Genomic DNA, 17,233 nt, shown 5'->3' on the forward strand with positions numbered 1-17,233 from the left:
TCTGTTGAAAGGAGGCGTGAAATTTATCGAGCATCCGGGTAAAAAAACCCTATTGGCTGCACCTGGGCTGGGCCTTGTATATATTCCTGCTGCTTGTGCATTTCTGGTGGTGGGAAATAGGGTTACGTAATGTAACCGTGTGGACCTTCAGCGAGTATATTTTCCTGGTGTTGTATATAATCATCTTCTATCTTCAATGCGTATTGTTGTTCCCCGATGATCTTAAAGAATACAACAACTACGAAGAGTATTTCTTTTCCCGTAAAAAATGGTTCTTCGGCCTGATGGCATTGAACTTCGTGGCCGACTTTATAGATACGCTGATAAAAGGCCGGGCCTACTTCGCACACCTGCACTGGGAATACCCCGTACGCAATGCCATTCACTTTCTACTATGCATTATCGCCACGCGAACGAATAACCGCACTTATCATGCGGCTATCGTCATCGCTTTTATCGTATATGAGCTAAGCTATATTTTCCGGCTGTACAATCATTAATGTTACGCCATAGCAGGATCCGTAATACTCTCCGCCCCTGCCTCTACGCGACCCGCAAAGCGGCGCTCGTAGGCCTTATGACCTTTCACGCGAATCGTAAAATCGTACCAGCCCTGTGTTTTCTGCAGGTTGATAACCGGACTATCCTTTTCAGAACGGACCACGACAGTAAGTGGCGCTTTGCCGTACGCATTGTCTATTAATTTCAGAGTGACGGGTTTTGCCGGTGTTTGAAATGACAGTAACAGGTTATGGTACTTTTCATTTTTAGCGACTATTTGCTGCACACGGAACTCCAGTTCCGGATCATGAGCGGTTCCTTTAAACTCGCGGTAAAAACCGTTAGGACCGTGCGCCTGTAAATGATAACCGCCCTTCTGCAGTTTCCATGCTCCATTTACCTTACCGCCGGCAGCTACAGCAAAATTGCTGACCTGCATATTGGGGCCGGGTACATACACAGTAAAAGGTGCACCCGCCGCTTTATCCCTGAACAATTGATTACCTGCTTCAAATTGCAGCACGAACGATTGTTTGCCTGCATCTAACTTACCACTTACTGCCAGTTCGTACGGCAGGGCGTTCGATGGCCGAGTGCCTGGCTCCTGCCGTGGCATGTAAGTGGCTGATTGAGGCGATTTAAGCACCAGCGCGATATCTGCCTTACTCAGTTTACGATAGTTATCGGGAACGGGCTTAAACCGGGCATTATTCACCATTTCGAGAAAGCCGTTACGCTCGATAAACGTCGGCAGGTCGATTTTATCGCCGTTGTACGGACGGAATACCGATGTAAGGTCGCCGCAAACGGCTCTCCTCCAGCTGCTGATATTAGGCTCTGTTATCTTTTTACCCGTCTTCTTACTAAGGAACTTTTCCAGGAACTGAAGGGAAGAGGTGTGATCAAAAACCTGGGAGTTGACGAAACCGCCCCGGCTCCATGGTGAGGCGACTACAAAAGGTACGCGATACCCAAGCCCGATGGCACTTTCCCGCGCCTGTGAAGGTTTCAGATCATCTCTACGCAACTCCTGTTCTTTCGTTACCCATTCGTTTTTAGTATCAATGCCCGGCGACACTGCTCCCGTAGATGGATCACGCGGATCGGGCGCTACAAAGGGAGGCACATGGTCGAAACAGCCGTCGTTTTCATCATAGGTAAGAATGAAAATGGTTTTCTTCCATACTTCCGGGTTTTGGGTAAGAATGTCGAGGACTTCGGATAAATACCAGGCGCCGTACCAGGGCGAAGTGGGATGATCAGAGAAGTTTTCGGGCGCTACCAGCCAGGAAACGGTGGGCAGTTTGCCGCCTTTCACATCTTCACGGAACTGGTGCAGCACATCTCCTTTGGGCATGCTCATCTTCCGCTTCTCCTGGCCGTCTTCATATTCCACTTCTGTTATCTGATGATAATACGGATCATTGATATTGGTGGTGAAAGCCTTTTCGTGTAAGGCCTTTTCGTATGCCGACAACTTTTCGTAATTCTCCGTATTCCACTGCTGTTGCTCTTTCTCGAGCTTTGCCAGTGTTTCCTTTTTAGTGGCAAGTTTGGCATCGCCTGCCGGAAGCACTACTATTTCTGCTTTCAGTTTGGCTATTTCTTTAACAAGATAGGCCATATAACCTTTCGCATAGCGCACCTTGTAAGCCGGGAACCACTCTATCGGGTTATCAGTGAAGTTAGCCAGCCACGATTCTTCTTCCCCGCTTAAACCCGTTGGCATACTTAATTCATTCTGATAAATCCTCCATGAAATTCCGTTTTCCTCGAGGCGTTCGGGAAAACTTTTCCAGTTGGCGTTGGAGTCATACTCAATATCGGAGTTGCGCACGGCCGCGTGCGAATCGGCGTCTTCGGGCGGACGGATCGTACCGCTCCAGAAATACAAACGGTTTGGCGTAGTACCGGTAAGTGAAGAGCAGAAGTGCTGATCGCAAACAGTAAACGCATCTGCCATGGCGTAATAGAACGGAATATCTTCCCGTGTATAATACCCAAGTGTAAGCGGCATGTTCGCATACTCTTTGATGCCAGGCCGTTTTGCCTCCAGCCACTGGTCGTATTTTCCGCCATTACGCGCATCTACCTGGTTCTCCCACGAATGTGGCAAAGAACTCATCCAGGTAGCTTTACTGTTTTTCATATCCAGCCGGAAAGGGGCATAGGTTTCGCCGCCCTTATCAGACTGTAACCAAACAGGATGGCCAGAAGGGAGTGTGATGGCCCGGGGATCATTAAATCCGCGAACACCACGAAGCGCGCCGAAACAATGATCGAACGAACGGTTCTCCTGCATCAGGAAAACTACATGTTCCGCATCCTCATAAGTGCTGCCGGGCGCAGGATCTATTGCCATCGCCTTTTGTATAGATACAGGCAACCCCGCGAACAGGCCGCTGCCCGATAAAAGTGCTGCCTTCTTTATAAAATCCCTTCTTGAATCCATATTTTGCTGTTAATGGCGGAAAAAATAGCACTAATCTTTCAGAATCAATAGCTTCTTTACAGGAACTTAACAGTATAACGAATAACCAGTACAATCCATAAATATTATTATGAATATAATCCCATCATCGTGCTAGTGCTACGCGCAATAATAGCCCTATCTTGGAGAAGTACCACAGCCCTAACGTTATGAATACGATTTCCCTTTTACTCGCACTGTTTTTAATGCCTGGCGAAGCCCCCAAAGTGTACGTTTGCAAATCCGGCACCAGTTATGCCTATCATAAAAAACTTTGCCAGGGTCTTAAGCGCTGCACGCACCGCATAGATACGGTTACTATTAAAGAAGCGGTGGAATCGGGCCACGAAAAGGCATGTGGTTATTGTTATAAATAATCAGTAAATTAGTGACAAAGCCCCTTGTGAATGTCACCCGTGTACACATCGCTGGCCCTGCTTATTACGATTACCGCGGCCTTTAGTTATATCAATTGCAAATACATCCACCTTCCGTCTACTATCGGTATAATGATTATGTCGCTGGTATGTAGCATGGTACTTATTGCGTTAGGGAACCTGTTTCCTGAACTGGCGGAACAAGCGCGTGTTATTATGCAAAACGTGAGGTTCGGCGATCTGATCATGCAATCGTTATTAAGTTTCCTGCTGTTTGCAGGTGCTATTCAACTGGATGTTCGAAAGCTCCACCGCCACCGTAGCGTGGTAATATTACTGGCCACCATCGGCGTCATTATATCGGCCGCTGTTATTGGGGCAGGCATCTTTTTCCTGTTCCAGGTATTCAACATTCATGTGCCACTCATTTACTGCCTGATGTTCGGCGCACTCATCTCCCCCACCGATCCTATCGCCGTACTCGGCATTCTTGGTGAACTGGGCGTTCCCGAATCGCTGGAGATTAAGATCGCGGGGGAGTCGATGTTTAACGACGGCGTTGGCGTGGTACTGTTTCTCATCCTGCTCCAACTGGACCAAAATGGCGTAGAAACCATGAAAGCCGGGCAAATTGCCTGGATATTCCTGCGCGAGGCCGCTGGTGGCTGGTTATGGGGATTAGCCCTGGGTTATGGAGGCGTTATCGTACTTAAATCTATCAACAACTATAAAGTAGAAACGTTGATTACACTGGCGATCGTAATGGGCGGTTACCTCGTTTCTGAATTGCTGGACGTATCCGGCGCACTGAGTATGGTGGTGGCCGGTATCATCATTGGCAACAAGGGGATGGCTATTTCAATGAGCAAAACTACCCGCGATTATGTATCTAAATTCTGGGAATTGATAGATGAGATCATGAATGCCTTCCTGTTCCTGCTGATCGGCTTTGAAATGCTGGTACTCGTGCTGGACTGGCAGCTGGTGGGTGCAGCCTTACTCTGTTTGCCTGTCGTATTTTTGGCCAGATGGGTATCCGTTATCATCCCCATGTACATTCTCACCAATAAAACCACGCGCGAAAAAGGCGCTATTGCCGTACTTACCTGGGGAGGCCTGCGCGGCGCCGTTTCCGTAGCACTGGCGCTCAGTTTACCTGAAGGTCCCGGCCGGGAGAAAATGGTAACGATCACGTACGTGGTCGTATTATTTTCGATTATCGTTCAGGGCTTATCAATAGGTCCGCTGGCGCGGCGATGGATGCAACCGGTAACAATTGACCCTTCACTCCCATCCGGAAATTAAAGCTTAATTTTATCCTCCTCATTCCTGATAAATATATCCATGAAACCGATTTCCCTGCTTGTTGGCAACGATATTAATAACGCCACTCAGCAACTTAGCTGGGACGTGCTGCTGAGTAAAATCATTGACTTCTGTGGCGTAAGCGATAAGGTGGAACGACATAAAGAAAAACCATTCCCCCTTGTGTACGAAGAAATATTTCTCACCGCCCTTCATAAAGGGCACATCGACGAAATTGCACTAAAAACGTTCATCGCCGAAAATGTTAACGTTATTAAACCAAATGAAATACATCAGCGGATCGAAAAGATGAAGTTGCCGCATATTATGACCACTAATTACGAATACTCACTCGAAAATGGTTTGCCAGACAAAAATACCGGCATGGTGAAAGAGCGCATTTACAGTATTTTCCGCCGTTCGCAAAAAGGGCCTACTACTTACTGGCATGTGCATGGAGAATGCCGTTCACCACAGTCGATTAACCTGGGTTATGAGCATTATGGTGGCCAGTTGCAGCAAATGCGTAATTACGTGGTAACAGGCACTGATTACAAAACCAAAGGCATCTTTAAACAATCGCTTGAGTACCGCCTGCAAAACGGCAGGATCAATCACCAATCGTGGATCGACCTGTTTTTTACCAGCGATGTACATATTTTCGGACTCTCCCTCGACTTCTCAGAAACCGATCTTTGGTGGCTGCTTACTTATCGCGCCAGGTTGAAATATTATCGTAAGCTGCCCATCAATAATCGCCTGTATTACTACGTCCCCGATAAGTTTTCAGCAGCCAGTAAATTTAAACTCGATCTGTTACGGGTGAATGGTGTAGAGGTCGTAGAGTTTCCCTACCCGTCGCCGCTGGAATACTACAGGAGCGTATTAGGGCATATTGAAGGGATGATAACCGAAGAAGGCCATTAATGAATAAATAACGGCCGCCTCCGAAGAAGCGGCCGTTATTTATTGTGACGTATTTATGGGCTGGGATAATTATTTCTTCAACTCCACTACTGCACGTAATTACCGAAAGCCGAAAACTCTGCCATATGCGAGTGAATAGTTGGGCCAGCTGTCATATAGATCCTGATAAATTTCGCCTGGGGCTTCCCGGGAATGGCAAATGATTGCGGGCCGGTAATTTCTGCCTGGGTGAATGATCCATACTCTGTCCACGTGTTCCCATCCATACTCCCTTCTAACCTAAAGGCAGTAAAATCTTCCCTGAAGTGAGAACTGCGCGAGGTAAGTTCAACCCTTGTGAGTTCCACCGTATTAATAGTGCCCACCACTACCCAGTGCGGGTAACGGGGAGATGGGGAGGTATGCACCGAGTGCCAGTACGTTTCCGCATTGTCATCAAGGATCTTCGTTGGTGCCCCGTTAGGCTGTTGCCCCGAGGGTTCGAATGAATTTGCATAAGCGATCCAGCCTTGCTTGGCGAGTTTGAACTCGTTCTTCGCTAACTGGAACGGTGTGTAAAAGGTATCGATGGCCAGCGAATCGGGCAGAAACAATGTTCTGAATTCGTAAGTACCACCTGGCTTGAAATCGGTGATCTCTGTATTGGTTTCTTTGATTCCAAAGCGGGTAATCGTTTCCGCACCTGCAACATTAATGTACTTTACTTCCATGGCAAAAGCACCGTTTACCGTATCGGGCGATCCCCATCCTATTTTCAGACTGCCGGAGAAAGCCAGTTCACTGGCGCTTACGGGACGGTTAAGTAAGGTGCCGCCATAAGTAGCACCGAACACTCTTCCGGATATTTCTACTGGAATAGATGCATTATTTTTTTCGTCGTAAGTACGGATGTTAAACGTATAGTCGCCCTCCGGTAAAGTAGCAAACGTATAGTTCACCGTATCACCCTTGGATGGCATATCCAGTTCTACAGAATCCGTATAATTATTCCAGAAGATGCGGGCTTTCACCACCTTGGGGTCAGTGCCCTTCAGCCATTGTAACATAGCCCGGTTATTGCCCGGATGCAAGCTTACTTTCTGGGGTTTACCGGGATAAGTAATACCGCCGTTCACGATATAATCTTTGTAATTATCGTCCATATCCCTGCAGGCTGCAAATGCACCGGCTAATCCCAGTAAAAGCCATACGCCTTTATATATTTTCTTCATGTTAAATAGCGTTTAAGGTTATTGAATCTGTCCCCAGAAGCTCAGTTCGGAAATCGTGATCTGCGGACCGCCGCCCCAGGTAGCCGTGGTTTTGAAACGCACGTAACGATAAGCAGGCGGGATGAAAGAAAGATCAAAGTCCTCCCCGTCTACGGCAGCATACTGTTTATCTTCCGCAGTAACCGTACCCGGACCTGATGGTTTGTAGGAGTTAAAGGTGCCGAGGTAATTCCAGTTAACCCAGCCGCCGTCCTGGTCGGGATTGTTAGACCCCCAGAGTTCGAACTGTTTAACGTTACCACCCGTGTAGGTGTAGTTCTCGCCACGCTGGTGCAGTTTCATACGACTTATCACCACTTTCTTTTTCAGATCGAAGGCAAACCACTGTGGCGTGGAGCTGCTATGCCTGGTCGCGAAAATCCATCCATCAATAATTCCGTCCCACATTCTGTCCATCGTGTAAGGTGGTTCTACGGGCGTTACTTCATCGGTAGGTAGTTTAAGTCCCACGAAAGGTTTCGGCACTGCTTCTTCATACAAAGGCGTAATCGTTTTCAGCAACGTGTCGGAACGGTTGCCCCAGCGGTCGCGCAGGTAAACGGCAAACTTCTTTTCCACCGGTGGCAGACCTCTGAACGAAAACACTCCTTCGGGCGATTTGCTGTAAAAGGTTTGCAGGGGTGTATAATAAGCCTCGTTGGCCGTATCAGACATTAACACTACTGCAAGGTTAGCTTCGTTGGCATTGGTTACCCTGATCTTCACGCCACCGAACGCCTCTTCGATCGTTAACGCATCGAAAGCATTAAAAACCGGAGCGCGCTGTGGTTTCACGGTCACTTCCAGCGGTGCTGATGCCTTTTCGTTTTTACCTACGCTGAATACTTTGACTATATGCGAAGCCGTATCGGCAAAGCCTTCCAGCACCAGGGTATCTGAGTATACAGATGTTTTGGTTTCGCGGATAACGCCGGGTTGTATTTCGTACGTTGCTTTCACATAAGCCAACTGCGGATCTTTGGGAAATTTGAAAGTGAGGATGGCGCCTCCGGGCGTAGCCACTACTTTTACTTCGCTTACCTGGTCGGGCACATGTGAACTGCTGTCCACGTGATCTATCCGGTCTTCCTTGGCACAACTGTTCCAGAGCAACAACAGGCTGCCGGCTGCGAGCATGCTAAATATTTTCTTCATATGCTTCATATGTTTGAATAGGATCTGTAAAAATTACCAGCCAATGTTCTGCACCAGGTTTTTATTCCTTAGCAGGTTTTCTGTATTAATCGGGAAGAAGTAATCCTTCAACCCAAAAGTTTGCGTGAACAGTGTTTTCTGCCTGTAGAAATACTGAGGGTCCGACTGTTCGATATCCCAGCCCTCGATAGGTCTGCGATATTCTGCGATGGCTGTTTTCCAGCGGCGAATGTCCCAGTAACGCTGTGCTTCGAAGGCCATTTCAATCATCGTTTCCTGGCGGATAATATCGCGCAAACCATTTTGGGTAGTGTATTTACCAGGTGTGATGGAGAAGTTATCCCAGGAAGATTTTACGCCCTGCAAACCTGCACGCTCACGTACTTTATCCAGGTATACAATAGCTTCTTCCGCGCCACCAGTTTGTTCGTTCAGCGCTTCCGCATACCACAGGTACAGTTGTGCGAGGCGGATAACTGGCCATGGATAAGAAGTGATGGAATAGTCAGATACGCCCGTACCCTGCACGTTTTGGAAATGCACATACTTTTTTATGAAGTAACCTGTTACAGATCCTTTATCGGGCTGGATTTTACCATTGGGCTGACCTTTTCTCGACGCCACGTAAAACAGGTTGTTAGGCGTAGCATCATTGTATTGTCCCTGCCCATACCACACCCCTCCATCAAAACCGATGTTAGCGTAAAAACGTGGTTCACGGTTGAAGTGCAGTGCGGCTGTAGTATAACCATTGCGGATGTACAAGGCCTCTGCCGGTACGGCGGTACGTAATGCTGTTTTGCTTCCGGTGCGGGTTTTATCTTCATTCAGCGGCACACCGTTGTCGGTGTAAAACAGTTCCACCATTTTCAGCGGTGGTGCCAGCTCCGATACAATCCTTGGGTTATCGATGCGCGTAAAGTCTACGTTTGGCGTAGCCACACGTTGCAACAGGCTAACACTGGTTTGTGTATTTGCCCATATGATCTCACTATTCCACTTCTCCGTAAACACATTTCTTATGCCCAGCTGCGTTACCATCGTATCGGTAAGCGTGTATTGCTGGAATGACGGCAGGTAAGTGTACAGCTTCATATTTACCGCATGACATACATCAATCGCCTGTTTACAGGCCACCACGGCCGAATCCCACTTGGCAGACGATACATTTTGGTTAAACAGTTGTATTCCACGGTTGTCTTTCAGCGATGCCTGGTCGGTATTACCATTAAATAAGGGGCTGGCAGCGGCGATCATCACTTTGGCTTTTAAAGCATAAGCGATAGGCTGTGTAATGCGACCCAGTTCTTTCGTAGGGTCTATTACAATGGGCGGCAGGTCGTCTTTGCATTCATCCAGCAAACGGGCGATGTAGCTAAAGCAGGAGTCTACCGGGTCGCGGTATACCTTTACGGTGTTTACATCCACATCTACCGGCAAATTTGTTTTTACCAGGGGAATGGGCCCATACATTCTTAACAGGGAGAAATGATAGTAGGCTTTCAGGAATGTTACTTCCGCGATCCACTGGGTGCGTTCTTCGGGCAGCAGGTCTGGCACCTTATAAACATTCTCCAGGAAGATATTACAATCACGCAAACCTTTGTAAAGGTTTACCCAGTAAGACCCCTCGCCTACCGGGTTAGCGGTAACCTGGCGGCCCCTGGCCACGGTGAACATAATGTGATCGAACTCCGGAAAACCCGGATCAGTAAGCGCCCACATCTCGTCGCCACTGAGCATGGCAGGATCGGCCGTTAACTCCCCGTTTCTCGGCATGTAGGAGTAACAGGTGTAGAGATACTTGATTGCTTCCGAGCGCATGGTGAATGCGTTATCGAGTGTAGCGATATTATCAGGTATTACATCCAGGTATTTTTTGCAGGAGCCCAGTACCGTTAGTAACAGCACGAGTACAAAGGCTTTGATGCTATGCTTTTTCATAATTCTTTGCATTTCTGTAAAACTTCCGGTTAGTTAAATGATGCGTTCAAACCTATATTAAATACACGCTGGATAGGGTATCCAAGCCCGTTGCCTGCCATCTCCACATCCCATAATTTAAATTTGCTGAACAGCAACAGGTTGGTACCGCTTACATAAAACCGGAACGAAGAAGTACGGATTTTCTTTTGCCAGCTCTGGGGAAGCGAATAACCCAGTTCCACCTGCTTCAGGCGTATAAAGGAGCCATCGCGCATAAACCAGGTGCTTGTCTGCACATTATTATTGTTGATGTTGGTGCTTAAGCGTGGCCACATGGCGTAAATGTTACGGTTGTCTTCCGACCAGTGATCATCTGCATAAGCCTTCAACAACTGTGTTTCATTATTAGCTGCGAAAGCGCCGTTACGCTTGAATGGCGAGGTAGCTACTGCATCTATCCAGAAAGACTGGTTCGCAGCGCCCTGGAAAAACGCAGAGATATCAAACTTCTTGTAGATCAGCGAAAATCCGCCACCATATATAATTTCAGGAACAGTGGGATAACCGATCGGCACCATGTCTGCATTCGTGATACGGCCATCGCGGTTTACGTCGAGGTACTTTATATCACCACCGCCATAATCGGCACCAAATTCCTGGTTAGGTGAGTTCTGGGCTTCCTTATCGTCCACAAACAAACGTTCTGCTATCAGGCCAAAACGCTGTGCCACCGACTGACCAATGTAGGAGCGGTAACGTTCAGGATACTCAGGTTCTTCATATACATCGTACTTACTTTTGGCATAAGTAAAGTTACCACGCACCGACAGTTGCAGGCCACCCGACCATGCCTGCCGGTAATCGAGGCTAAGGTCTACACCCTTACCCGACGCCTTACCGAGGTTAGAACTAATGCCCGTAGCCAACCCCATCGTATTCGGAATATCGGCACGGTTCTGCAGGATATTACTGCGCTTTTCCGTATAGAATTCCGCCACGAGGTTAAACTTGCTGTACAGGTTTAATTCCATCGCTACGTTCTGCTTCAGGGAAGTTTCCCAGCTGATATCGAGGTTGGAATAACGGTCGATCAGTACGCCATTTTTAAACTCACCCCCATCGCGGCCGAAAGTAGCACCGCGACCAGGTTCGTTCATATTTACATTGGAGAGATAGAAGAAACGATCGGTGATATCGCCGATCTGGTCGTTACCTACGTAACCCAGTGAGTAACGCACCCGGAAGTTGTTTACGATGGCCTGCAACGGCTCAAAGAACTTTTCATTCGAAACACTCCATGCTACACCACCCGAAGGGAAAAAGCCGAAACGGTTGTTCTTATAAAAACGTTCAGAACCGTTGTAACCGAAGTTAAATTCCGCGAAGTACTTGTTAGCATAAGCGTACGTGGCACGACCAGAAAGCCCCAGGTTACGTGATGGCAACGAGCGTTGTAACGTACCGGCATTTGCGTTCACGCTCTGGCGGGCAATAAATACCAGCAAACCGCTTACACTATGTTTCGAAAAGTCGCGGCTGTAGTTCAACGCAGACTCTGAATAGAAAATACTGTTGAGCTGCGTGGGATCTTCATCATAACCCAGATACTCCGTACCGCCACCAGGGTTCAGCTGCTGCATGGTATACGTATCTTTTACGCGGTCGTACGAGCCGATGTTGTACCAGAAAGGCGAATAGGCCCTTGTTACCTGGAAGTAAGAGGTACGGTTCGTATTGAACATTGTTCTGGCAGAAAGACCTTTCAGCAAAGCACCTAAATCCTGTTTCAGTTCCAGTTGTGCCAGCATTAGGGCGCGGGTCGATTCGCGGTAGCCTTTTACCATGTCGGCATAAGGGTTCAGGTACTGGCCGTTATTACCGGCGTTACCGAACATGATGTGTTTTACGTACGAGTGGGCCGCATCCGGCATGAAATACGCGGGGAACCGTACGGGCGAAGAGGCCATCACCTTCTGATACATCGAGGCACCGCCGTCTATCGGACCGGTATAATCATCGAAGTTACCACTCAGGCGTACCATCATCTCTGTCGTTTTAGTCACGTTAATGTTTACGTTCGCCCTCAGCGAGTAACTTTTCAGGTTGATGTTACTGTTGAAATTATTACGCTCATCTACATTAAGAATCCCGTTATCCTGGTTAAATGAACCAGCTACATAATAACGGGCTACGTTGCCACCGCCACTCACATTCAGGTTCACGCGTTTGTTGCTCGTATAATCCTTGAACAACATTTCCCTCCAGTCGTTAGCCGGGTACACGTAGGGATTTTTACCCGCTGCCGTATTCTCAATTTTCTCTTCTGTAAACTCCGTTCCGTTTTCCGGTTTACGGGTAAGCATGGCCTCATTATAGAGTTTCATGTAGGTTACAGGGTCGGCCAGTTCAATATTTTTAGTGGGGGCTGATATTGAATTTTCGGCGCGCAGCGATACCTTGGCAGCCCCGGCTGTACCTTGTTTAGTGGTAACCAGGATCACACCGTTAGCACCGCGCGCACCATATAATGCCGTAGCAGTAGCATCTTTCATGATAGAAAAGCTGGCGATATCATCTGGCTGCAAACGCGCAAGGTCTGTACTGGTAAGCTCAATACCATCTATCAGGATGAGCGGGCGGTTGTTGGCACCGAACGTGGTAATACCGCGAACGAAGAAGTCCGCATTATCAGCACCGGGTTCACCACTGCGCTGGTAAGCAATAACGCCCGCAAGGCGACCCGCCAGCGTTGTGGTAAGGTTACTGGTTGGACCTTTCAGATCTTTGGGATTGATGGTCGTAATGGAACCGATCACACTTTCCTTTTTCTGCGTGCCAAAAGCTACGATCTGTACTTCTCCCAAATCTTTCGCGGCATTGGGTTTCAGTTTAACATCGATTACCTTCTGCGTACCCGCTACGATCGTTTGCGTCAGGTAACTGATGAATGAAAACACCAATACCTCATCATCATTATCTACCTGTATCTTAAACTTTCCGTCCGCATCCGTAAGTGCGCCGCGCGAGGTACCCTGCACCATTACAGTAGCACCGGGCAGCGGCCCGTTATCGTCGAATATGCTTCCCGTTATTACCCTTTGCTGGCCGGCCTCTTGTGCCGGCGGAGACTTTTTTTCTCCAAGTCGCACTACAATTTCATCTTTTAAAAGAACATAAGTAATGGGCTGCGACTTAAATGCCTGCGTCAGCAAATCAGCCAGGCGCATGTCTTTAGCGGCGACACTTATCTTAATGGCACTGTTCGCCACTTTGCCATCATAAGTAAATTTCACACCAGCAGCGTCTGCAATTTTTTCCAGCGCATTGCCCAGCACCTCATCCTTCAGGTTAATCGTCACCTTTTTGCTGAGTGCATCCTGGGCCATAGCCGTTACCGCCGTAAAGCATAACAGGGAAAGGACAAGGAATCGGTATTGAATGGCGCGCAACAATCCGTTCCTGCCCGGTGAGGCATAGATTTTCTTCATACTTTTGACCATATGTTTTTGTGTTAGCTAATCAGAACTTCTGTTCCGCTATTAGTTGGTTGATATTAATAAACAGCATGTATTTACATACGTGGATTTACAAGCGCCAATCATTTGTTACAATCTCCTTTAGAGATGATAAATTTCCCCTCATTTTCTTCCAGCTTCATATTTAGTACAAGGCACAATTTTTCCAGGAAATCTTCCGGCGTTTCGTTGGCTTTAAGTCGTCCGTAAAACAGGCAGGTGCTGCTTCGGCCACGTAGCGTAACGTTGATGCCGTACATATGCTCCAGGTCTTTTACGATCTCGCTAACAGTTACGTTCTTATATTCAATGTTTCCTTCTCTTCTTTTAAGCATGGCAGATGCTGCCGGATAATCGTATTGGCGAACATTGCCTGAATCAGTATTAAACAAGGCCTGTTGCATGGGCTGCAGGCGACTATTTCCGTTAGGCCCTGTAAGTGCCACGCCACCGCTGAGCAGCGTCACTTTCACCTGTGTTTCGCCGGGATAGGCTTCTACATTAAACTCCGTCCCCAATACCTTCGTGGCCAGCTCGCCCGTATGTAATACAAATGGCAGTTCTGTCTTCGCCGTTACATCAAAAAAGCCTTCACCACTCAGCGTTACGTCCCTATTATCGTTCCCAAATGCCGCTGTATATTGTAATTCACTTCGTGGCCCAAGCCAAACCCTGGTACTATCGGGCAGCTGAATTATTTTTCGTTCACCTGCTGCGGTAGCCACTTTATATATAACAGGTTGAGATGTTGATGCAGGCCAGAACAACAACTTCGCCAGGCCTGCGCCCAGTAACAGCAGCGCAGCAGCGGCAGCAACACTACGGTAAACCCGGCGTTTACGGGGCTGCTGATGCGTTATCTGCTCCATAATATTGCGCAGCATACGGTTTTTCACCTCCTGCTTCTCTCCGGCTGATGTTGCCGGCCAGCTGGCCGGCTGGTCCGCCTGCTGGCGATACCATAACAGCAGCCGTTCACGCTCTTCGTCTGTGGCCAAACCTGCGAGATACTTCTCAACAAGGTCTGTTAGTTCCTTTTCATCCACGCTAAATGGGTTTTGCATTTTCGTCTTAATTATAATGTACCATAAATATTACCCTACCCTTAGCCGGGTAAAAATTATTTGTAAAAAATAAGGTGGAACAGGAAAAGTCTTACTGCTGGCAGTATTGTGCCAGGAATAACATGAGCGGGCCGGAGCCTTTAAGGCTAAGGCGGATGACTTTCAGTGCTTTGGTGAGATGCGCTTCTGCGGTTTTGGGAGAAATATCGAGGCGTTTGGCGACTTCGCTTACAGAAAGACCCTCGCGGCGGCTATATTGGAATACCAGCCTGCACTTTTCGGGCAGCGTTTCCACTACCCCATCTATATACTCCTTCAGGAAGCGGGTATATATTTTATCTTCAGTGTTATCGAACAGCACCGTGGTATAGTTCTCTTTCAGTATTTCCTGGCGGCGGCGCTGGCGAACGATAGATTTAAATACGGAGAACTTAACGGCAGTAGCCAGGTAAGCGCCCAATGACAGTATTTCTACGTCGCCGCGGCGGTCCCAGAGGCTGATGAACACTTCCTGCGTAACCTCTTCGGCCTGCACCTGGTTACGGGTCAGGTTAAAGGCGATGGAAAGCAGGCGCTCCCAGTAACGGTTATAGATTTCCGTAAAAGCGTCTTCATTCCCGGCTACCATTGCGGCCACCAGGTCCTTTTCCGGTAGAGGAGGATTTGTTGTTATTATTTTAGACGCCATTTGTCTGCCAATGTTATCAAGAGACTAAAAGGTTCACTGTGCATACATGGTATGCCGAAGAGCCAAGATACATAAGCGATTCATGCTAACTGTCCTGTACCATCTGCGCTTTGAGGCAGAGGGTGTGTACACTTATTCTGTTCACATTTTCTTAAAGCAGCCGTTAAACGCGTACTAAAGTAATTAAAAAATGTTTGGGAGGCAATGGTTTGTCGTATCAGCAAACCTTATTTACTGCCAAACCCAGCAAGGCGCCCAGCTTTTCTATTTTGGCTGCTATGTGCCCTACTCCTACGGCACAATGATGCGCCGGGCCATAACTGTTCCAGTCGTTCACGAACTTACGTGCGCCCTGCGGAAAGCGGTAACGGCTGTTCGTATTCCCAATCTGTAAAACAGGCCCGGGTACCGAACTTCCTTCGGCCACCAGCAGCATAAGTCCGCCATCTTTCGTTTCTACGACCGATAACAGGGTAACCGGGCCATGCTTCACCATCATTTCTACCGATAACCCGCTTCCAACTTTACCGTGATACACCTGTAAGGGCCGCACTTTCGTTTTACCTTCCGCTATCGCAATATGGCCGGGACCGTCGTGTCCCATCAGCACCACATCATCTTTAAAATCCATCGCGTAATATTCGGTGAAAGAACCACCGGCACCGAAGCTGTCCATAATTTTCATGGCCTGCGCGTTCTTGATCTCGTACTCGCCCGCCACCGGCACACCATTAGCGGTCAATAACGAATTACCGAGGATGATCGAGGCAATGGACGTTTCGTTATCCAAATTGCCGGTACCCTTATAATAATAAGCCATGGAGCCCAGCTTATGCAGCACCACCAGTTTATCAAGCGCCACCGAGGTAATAGCGGCCTTTTCCAGCTCGGCGACCGAACAATCCTCCTGCACATCAAAGGTTTTACGGAACAGCTGCACCCGCTCAGCAGCTTCCGTAGCACTAACCTCTTTTCGCAGCGCCGCCAGCTCTTCTACCTCCAACAATTCAATATGACCGCCGAAACTGGCGTACTGGCGTGTAAGATCGGTGTAGATGTCGAGCATACCGCTGTAGTAATGGCCCATACAACCCATGCGGTTATAAGCCATTGTGTGTGCCACCCTTGCAGCCTCCACCCATTCCGTTATTTCGCGCCAGCACGCATCCTGCCCGGCTAACATGCCGGTCACCTGGAAAAAGCGAACGCCCGTGCGGTTAAACACATTAGCAATTTCGGGTACTGGGCATGCCGAACAAAAGGCCAGCCATTCGCCGGTCATCTTTGTACGGTCGGTCATTTTGTTAAATGAATTATAGTCAATCGCCGCTTCCGGCGCGAGGTTAAGTACGATCACCGGTACTTTGGCCCTCTGCACAACGGGCAGTACGGTAGATGATAATGCGTAGGTAGTGACGTACAGGAAAATGATATCCACATCTTCCGTTTTGAACAGTTTACCGGTCAGGAAGGCCTTATCCACGGTATCTACCAGGCCCGCATTCAACACCTGCGGATGGATGGCAGACAACCGTTGTTCTACTATCATTAAATAGCCCTCCAGTCGCTCTTTTAAGCCTTCAAACTGTGGCCAGTAGGTATCGAGCCCTATGCCGAACAAACCGATCTTAAACTGGCTTTGTTGCTGCAGGTGCGGGAATTGTATATCTTTCATAACGGATGATTTATCAACTTATCTTCCAAATTTCGGCTACTCCGCTATCAAAAGGAATAGCCATTTTGATATATTACATACACTTTCTGAACTGCCATGAACAATTACTACAAATACCTGCCGGTAAGTGCGGAAGATAAAAAGTGGGGACTGCATGTGCTGAACGTGGGTTATAACCGCATTGAGAAAAGGAAAAGTTATCCTTCTGCCGGACACCCGCCCTCCTATTCCTTTAACTGGGAAACGGGCCGGATATTGCAGGAATTCCAGGTGATCTACATCTCGCGGGGCAAAGGCATATTTGAATCGGCCAGTTGTGCGCCTACGGTGGTTAAAGAAGGTACTATATTACTGCTGTTCCCTTACGAATGGCACCGTTA

At 48.1% G+C, this 17,233-nt stretch carries 13 protein-coding genes; 5 read left to right on the top strand and 8 right to left on the bottom strand.

What is annotated here, in order from left to right; translation table 11 throughout:
- Nucleotides 1-74: 74 nt before the first annotated feature.
- Nucleotides 75-500: a hypothetical protein gene (locus QZT80_RS24590; protein WP_295128718.1), complete on the top strand. Its 426-nt coding sequence runs from the start codon at nt 75-77 to the stop codon at nt 498-500.
- 2 nt (nt 501-502) lie between these two features.
- Here the strand turns inward: QZT80_RS24590 and QZT80_RS24595 are convergent, their stop codons facing one another.
- Nucleotides 503-2,953, bottom strand: coding sequence for a phosphocholine-specific phospholipase C (locus QZT80_RS24595; RefSeq protein ID WP_295128720.1), 2,451 nt, complete (start codon nt 2,951-2,953; stop codon nt 503-505).
- Nucleotides 2,954-3,141: 188 nt separating this feature from the next.
- On the opposite strand from QZT80_RS24595, the gene QZT80_RS24600 reads away from it, so the two are divergent.
- The 3 genes from QZT80_RS24600 to QZT80_RS24610 are packed head-to-tail and all read left to right on the top strand — an operon-like array spanning nt 3,142 to nt 5,580.
- Nucleotides 3,142-3,348: a hypothetical protein gene (locus QZT80_RS24600; RefSeq protein ID WP_295128722.1), complete on the top strand. Its 207-nt coding sequence runs from the start codon at nt 3,142-3,144 to the stop codon at nt 3,346-3,348.
- 30 nt (nt 3,349-3,378) lie between these two features.
- Nucleotides 3,379-4,653, top strand: a complete 1,275-nt coding sequence (locus tag QZT80_RS24605; protein WP_295128724.1) for a sodium:proton antiporter — start codon at nt 3,379-3,381, stop codon at nt 4,651-4,653.
- A 39-nt stretch (nt 4,654-4,692) separates the two neighbouring features.
- A complete protein-coding gene (locus tag QZT80_RS24610) occupies nt 4,693-5,580 on the top strand; it encodes an SIR2 family protein (RefSeq protein ID WP_295128726.1) in 888 nt (295 codons plus the stop codon).
- An 86-nt stretch (nt 5,581-5,666) separates the two neighbouring features.
- On the opposite strand, the gene QZT80_RS24615 is transcribed toward QZT80_RS24610, so the two are convergent.
- From QZT80_RS24615 to QZT80_RS24645, 7 genes are all read right to left on the bottom strand, one after another.
- The gene (locus QZT80_RS24615; protein ID WP_295128728.1) at nt 5,667-6,791 is read right to left on the bottom strand and encodes a DUF4998 domain-containing protein; all 1,125 of its coding nucleotides are present in this window, start codon (nt 6,789-6,791) and stop codon (nt 5,667-5,669) included.
- Between the two features lie 18 nt (nt 6,792-6,809).
- Nucleotides 6,810-7,985 (bottom strand): DUF5000 domain-containing lipoprotein, encoded by a 1,176-nt coding sequence (locus QZT80_RS24620; protein ID WP_295128730.1) that lies wholly within the window; start codon nt 7,983-7,985, stop codon nt 6,810-6,812.
- A gap of 33 nt (nt 7,986-8,018) precedes the next feature.
- Nucleotides 8,019-9,929 carry a RagB/SusD family nutrient uptake outer membrane protein gene (locus QZT80_RS24625; protein ID WP_295128732.1) on the bottom strand — a complete coding sequence of 637 codons (1,911 nt, stop codon included), beginning with the start codon at nt 9,927-9,929 and terminating at the stop codon, nt 8,019-8,021.
- 29 nt (nt 9,930-9,958) lie between these two features.
- The gene (locus QZT80_RS24630; RefSeq protein WP_295128734.1) at nt 9,959-13,399 is read right to left on the bottom strand and encodes a TonB-dependent receptor; all 3,441 of its coding nucleotides are present in this window, start codon (nt 13,397-13,399) and stop codon (nt 9,959-9,961) included.
- A 110-nt stretch (nt 13,400-13,509) separates the two neighbouring features.
- On the bottom strand, nt 13,510-14,490 hold the full coding sequence (locus tag QZT80_RS24635; protein WP_295128736.1) for a FecR family protein: 981 nt from the start codon (nt 14,488-14,490) through the stop codon (nt 13,510-13,512).
- Nucleotides 14,491-14,581: 91 nt separating this feature from the next.
- Nucleotides 14,582-15,178, bottom strand: coding sequence for an RNA polymerase sigma-70 factor (locus QZT80_RS24640; protein ID WP_295128737.1), 597 nt, complete (start codon nt 15,176-15,178; stop codon nt 14,582-14,584).
- 217 nt (nt 15,179-15,395) lie between these two features.
- Entirely contained in the window at nt 15,396-16,853 is a 1,458-nt protein-coding gene (locus QZT80_RS24645) for an arabinose isomerase (RefSeq protein ID WP_295128739.1), read from the bottom strand.
- Nucleotides 16,854-16,949: 96 nt separating this feature from the next.
- Here QZT80_RS24645 and QZT80_RS24650 point away from each other — a divergent pair.
- Nucleotides 16,950-17,233, top strand: a 284-nt coding sequence (locus tag QZT80_RS24650; protein ID WP_295128741.1) for an AraC family ligand binding domain-containing protein, incomplete at its 3' end; no start/stop codon positions are given.

The sequence above is a fragment of the uncultured Chitinophaga sp. genome (genome assembly GCF_902168175.1).
In the GTDB taxonomy this organism is placed as follows: domain Bacteria; phylum Bacteroidota; class Bacteroidia; order Chitinophagales; family Chitinophagaceae; genus Chitinophaga.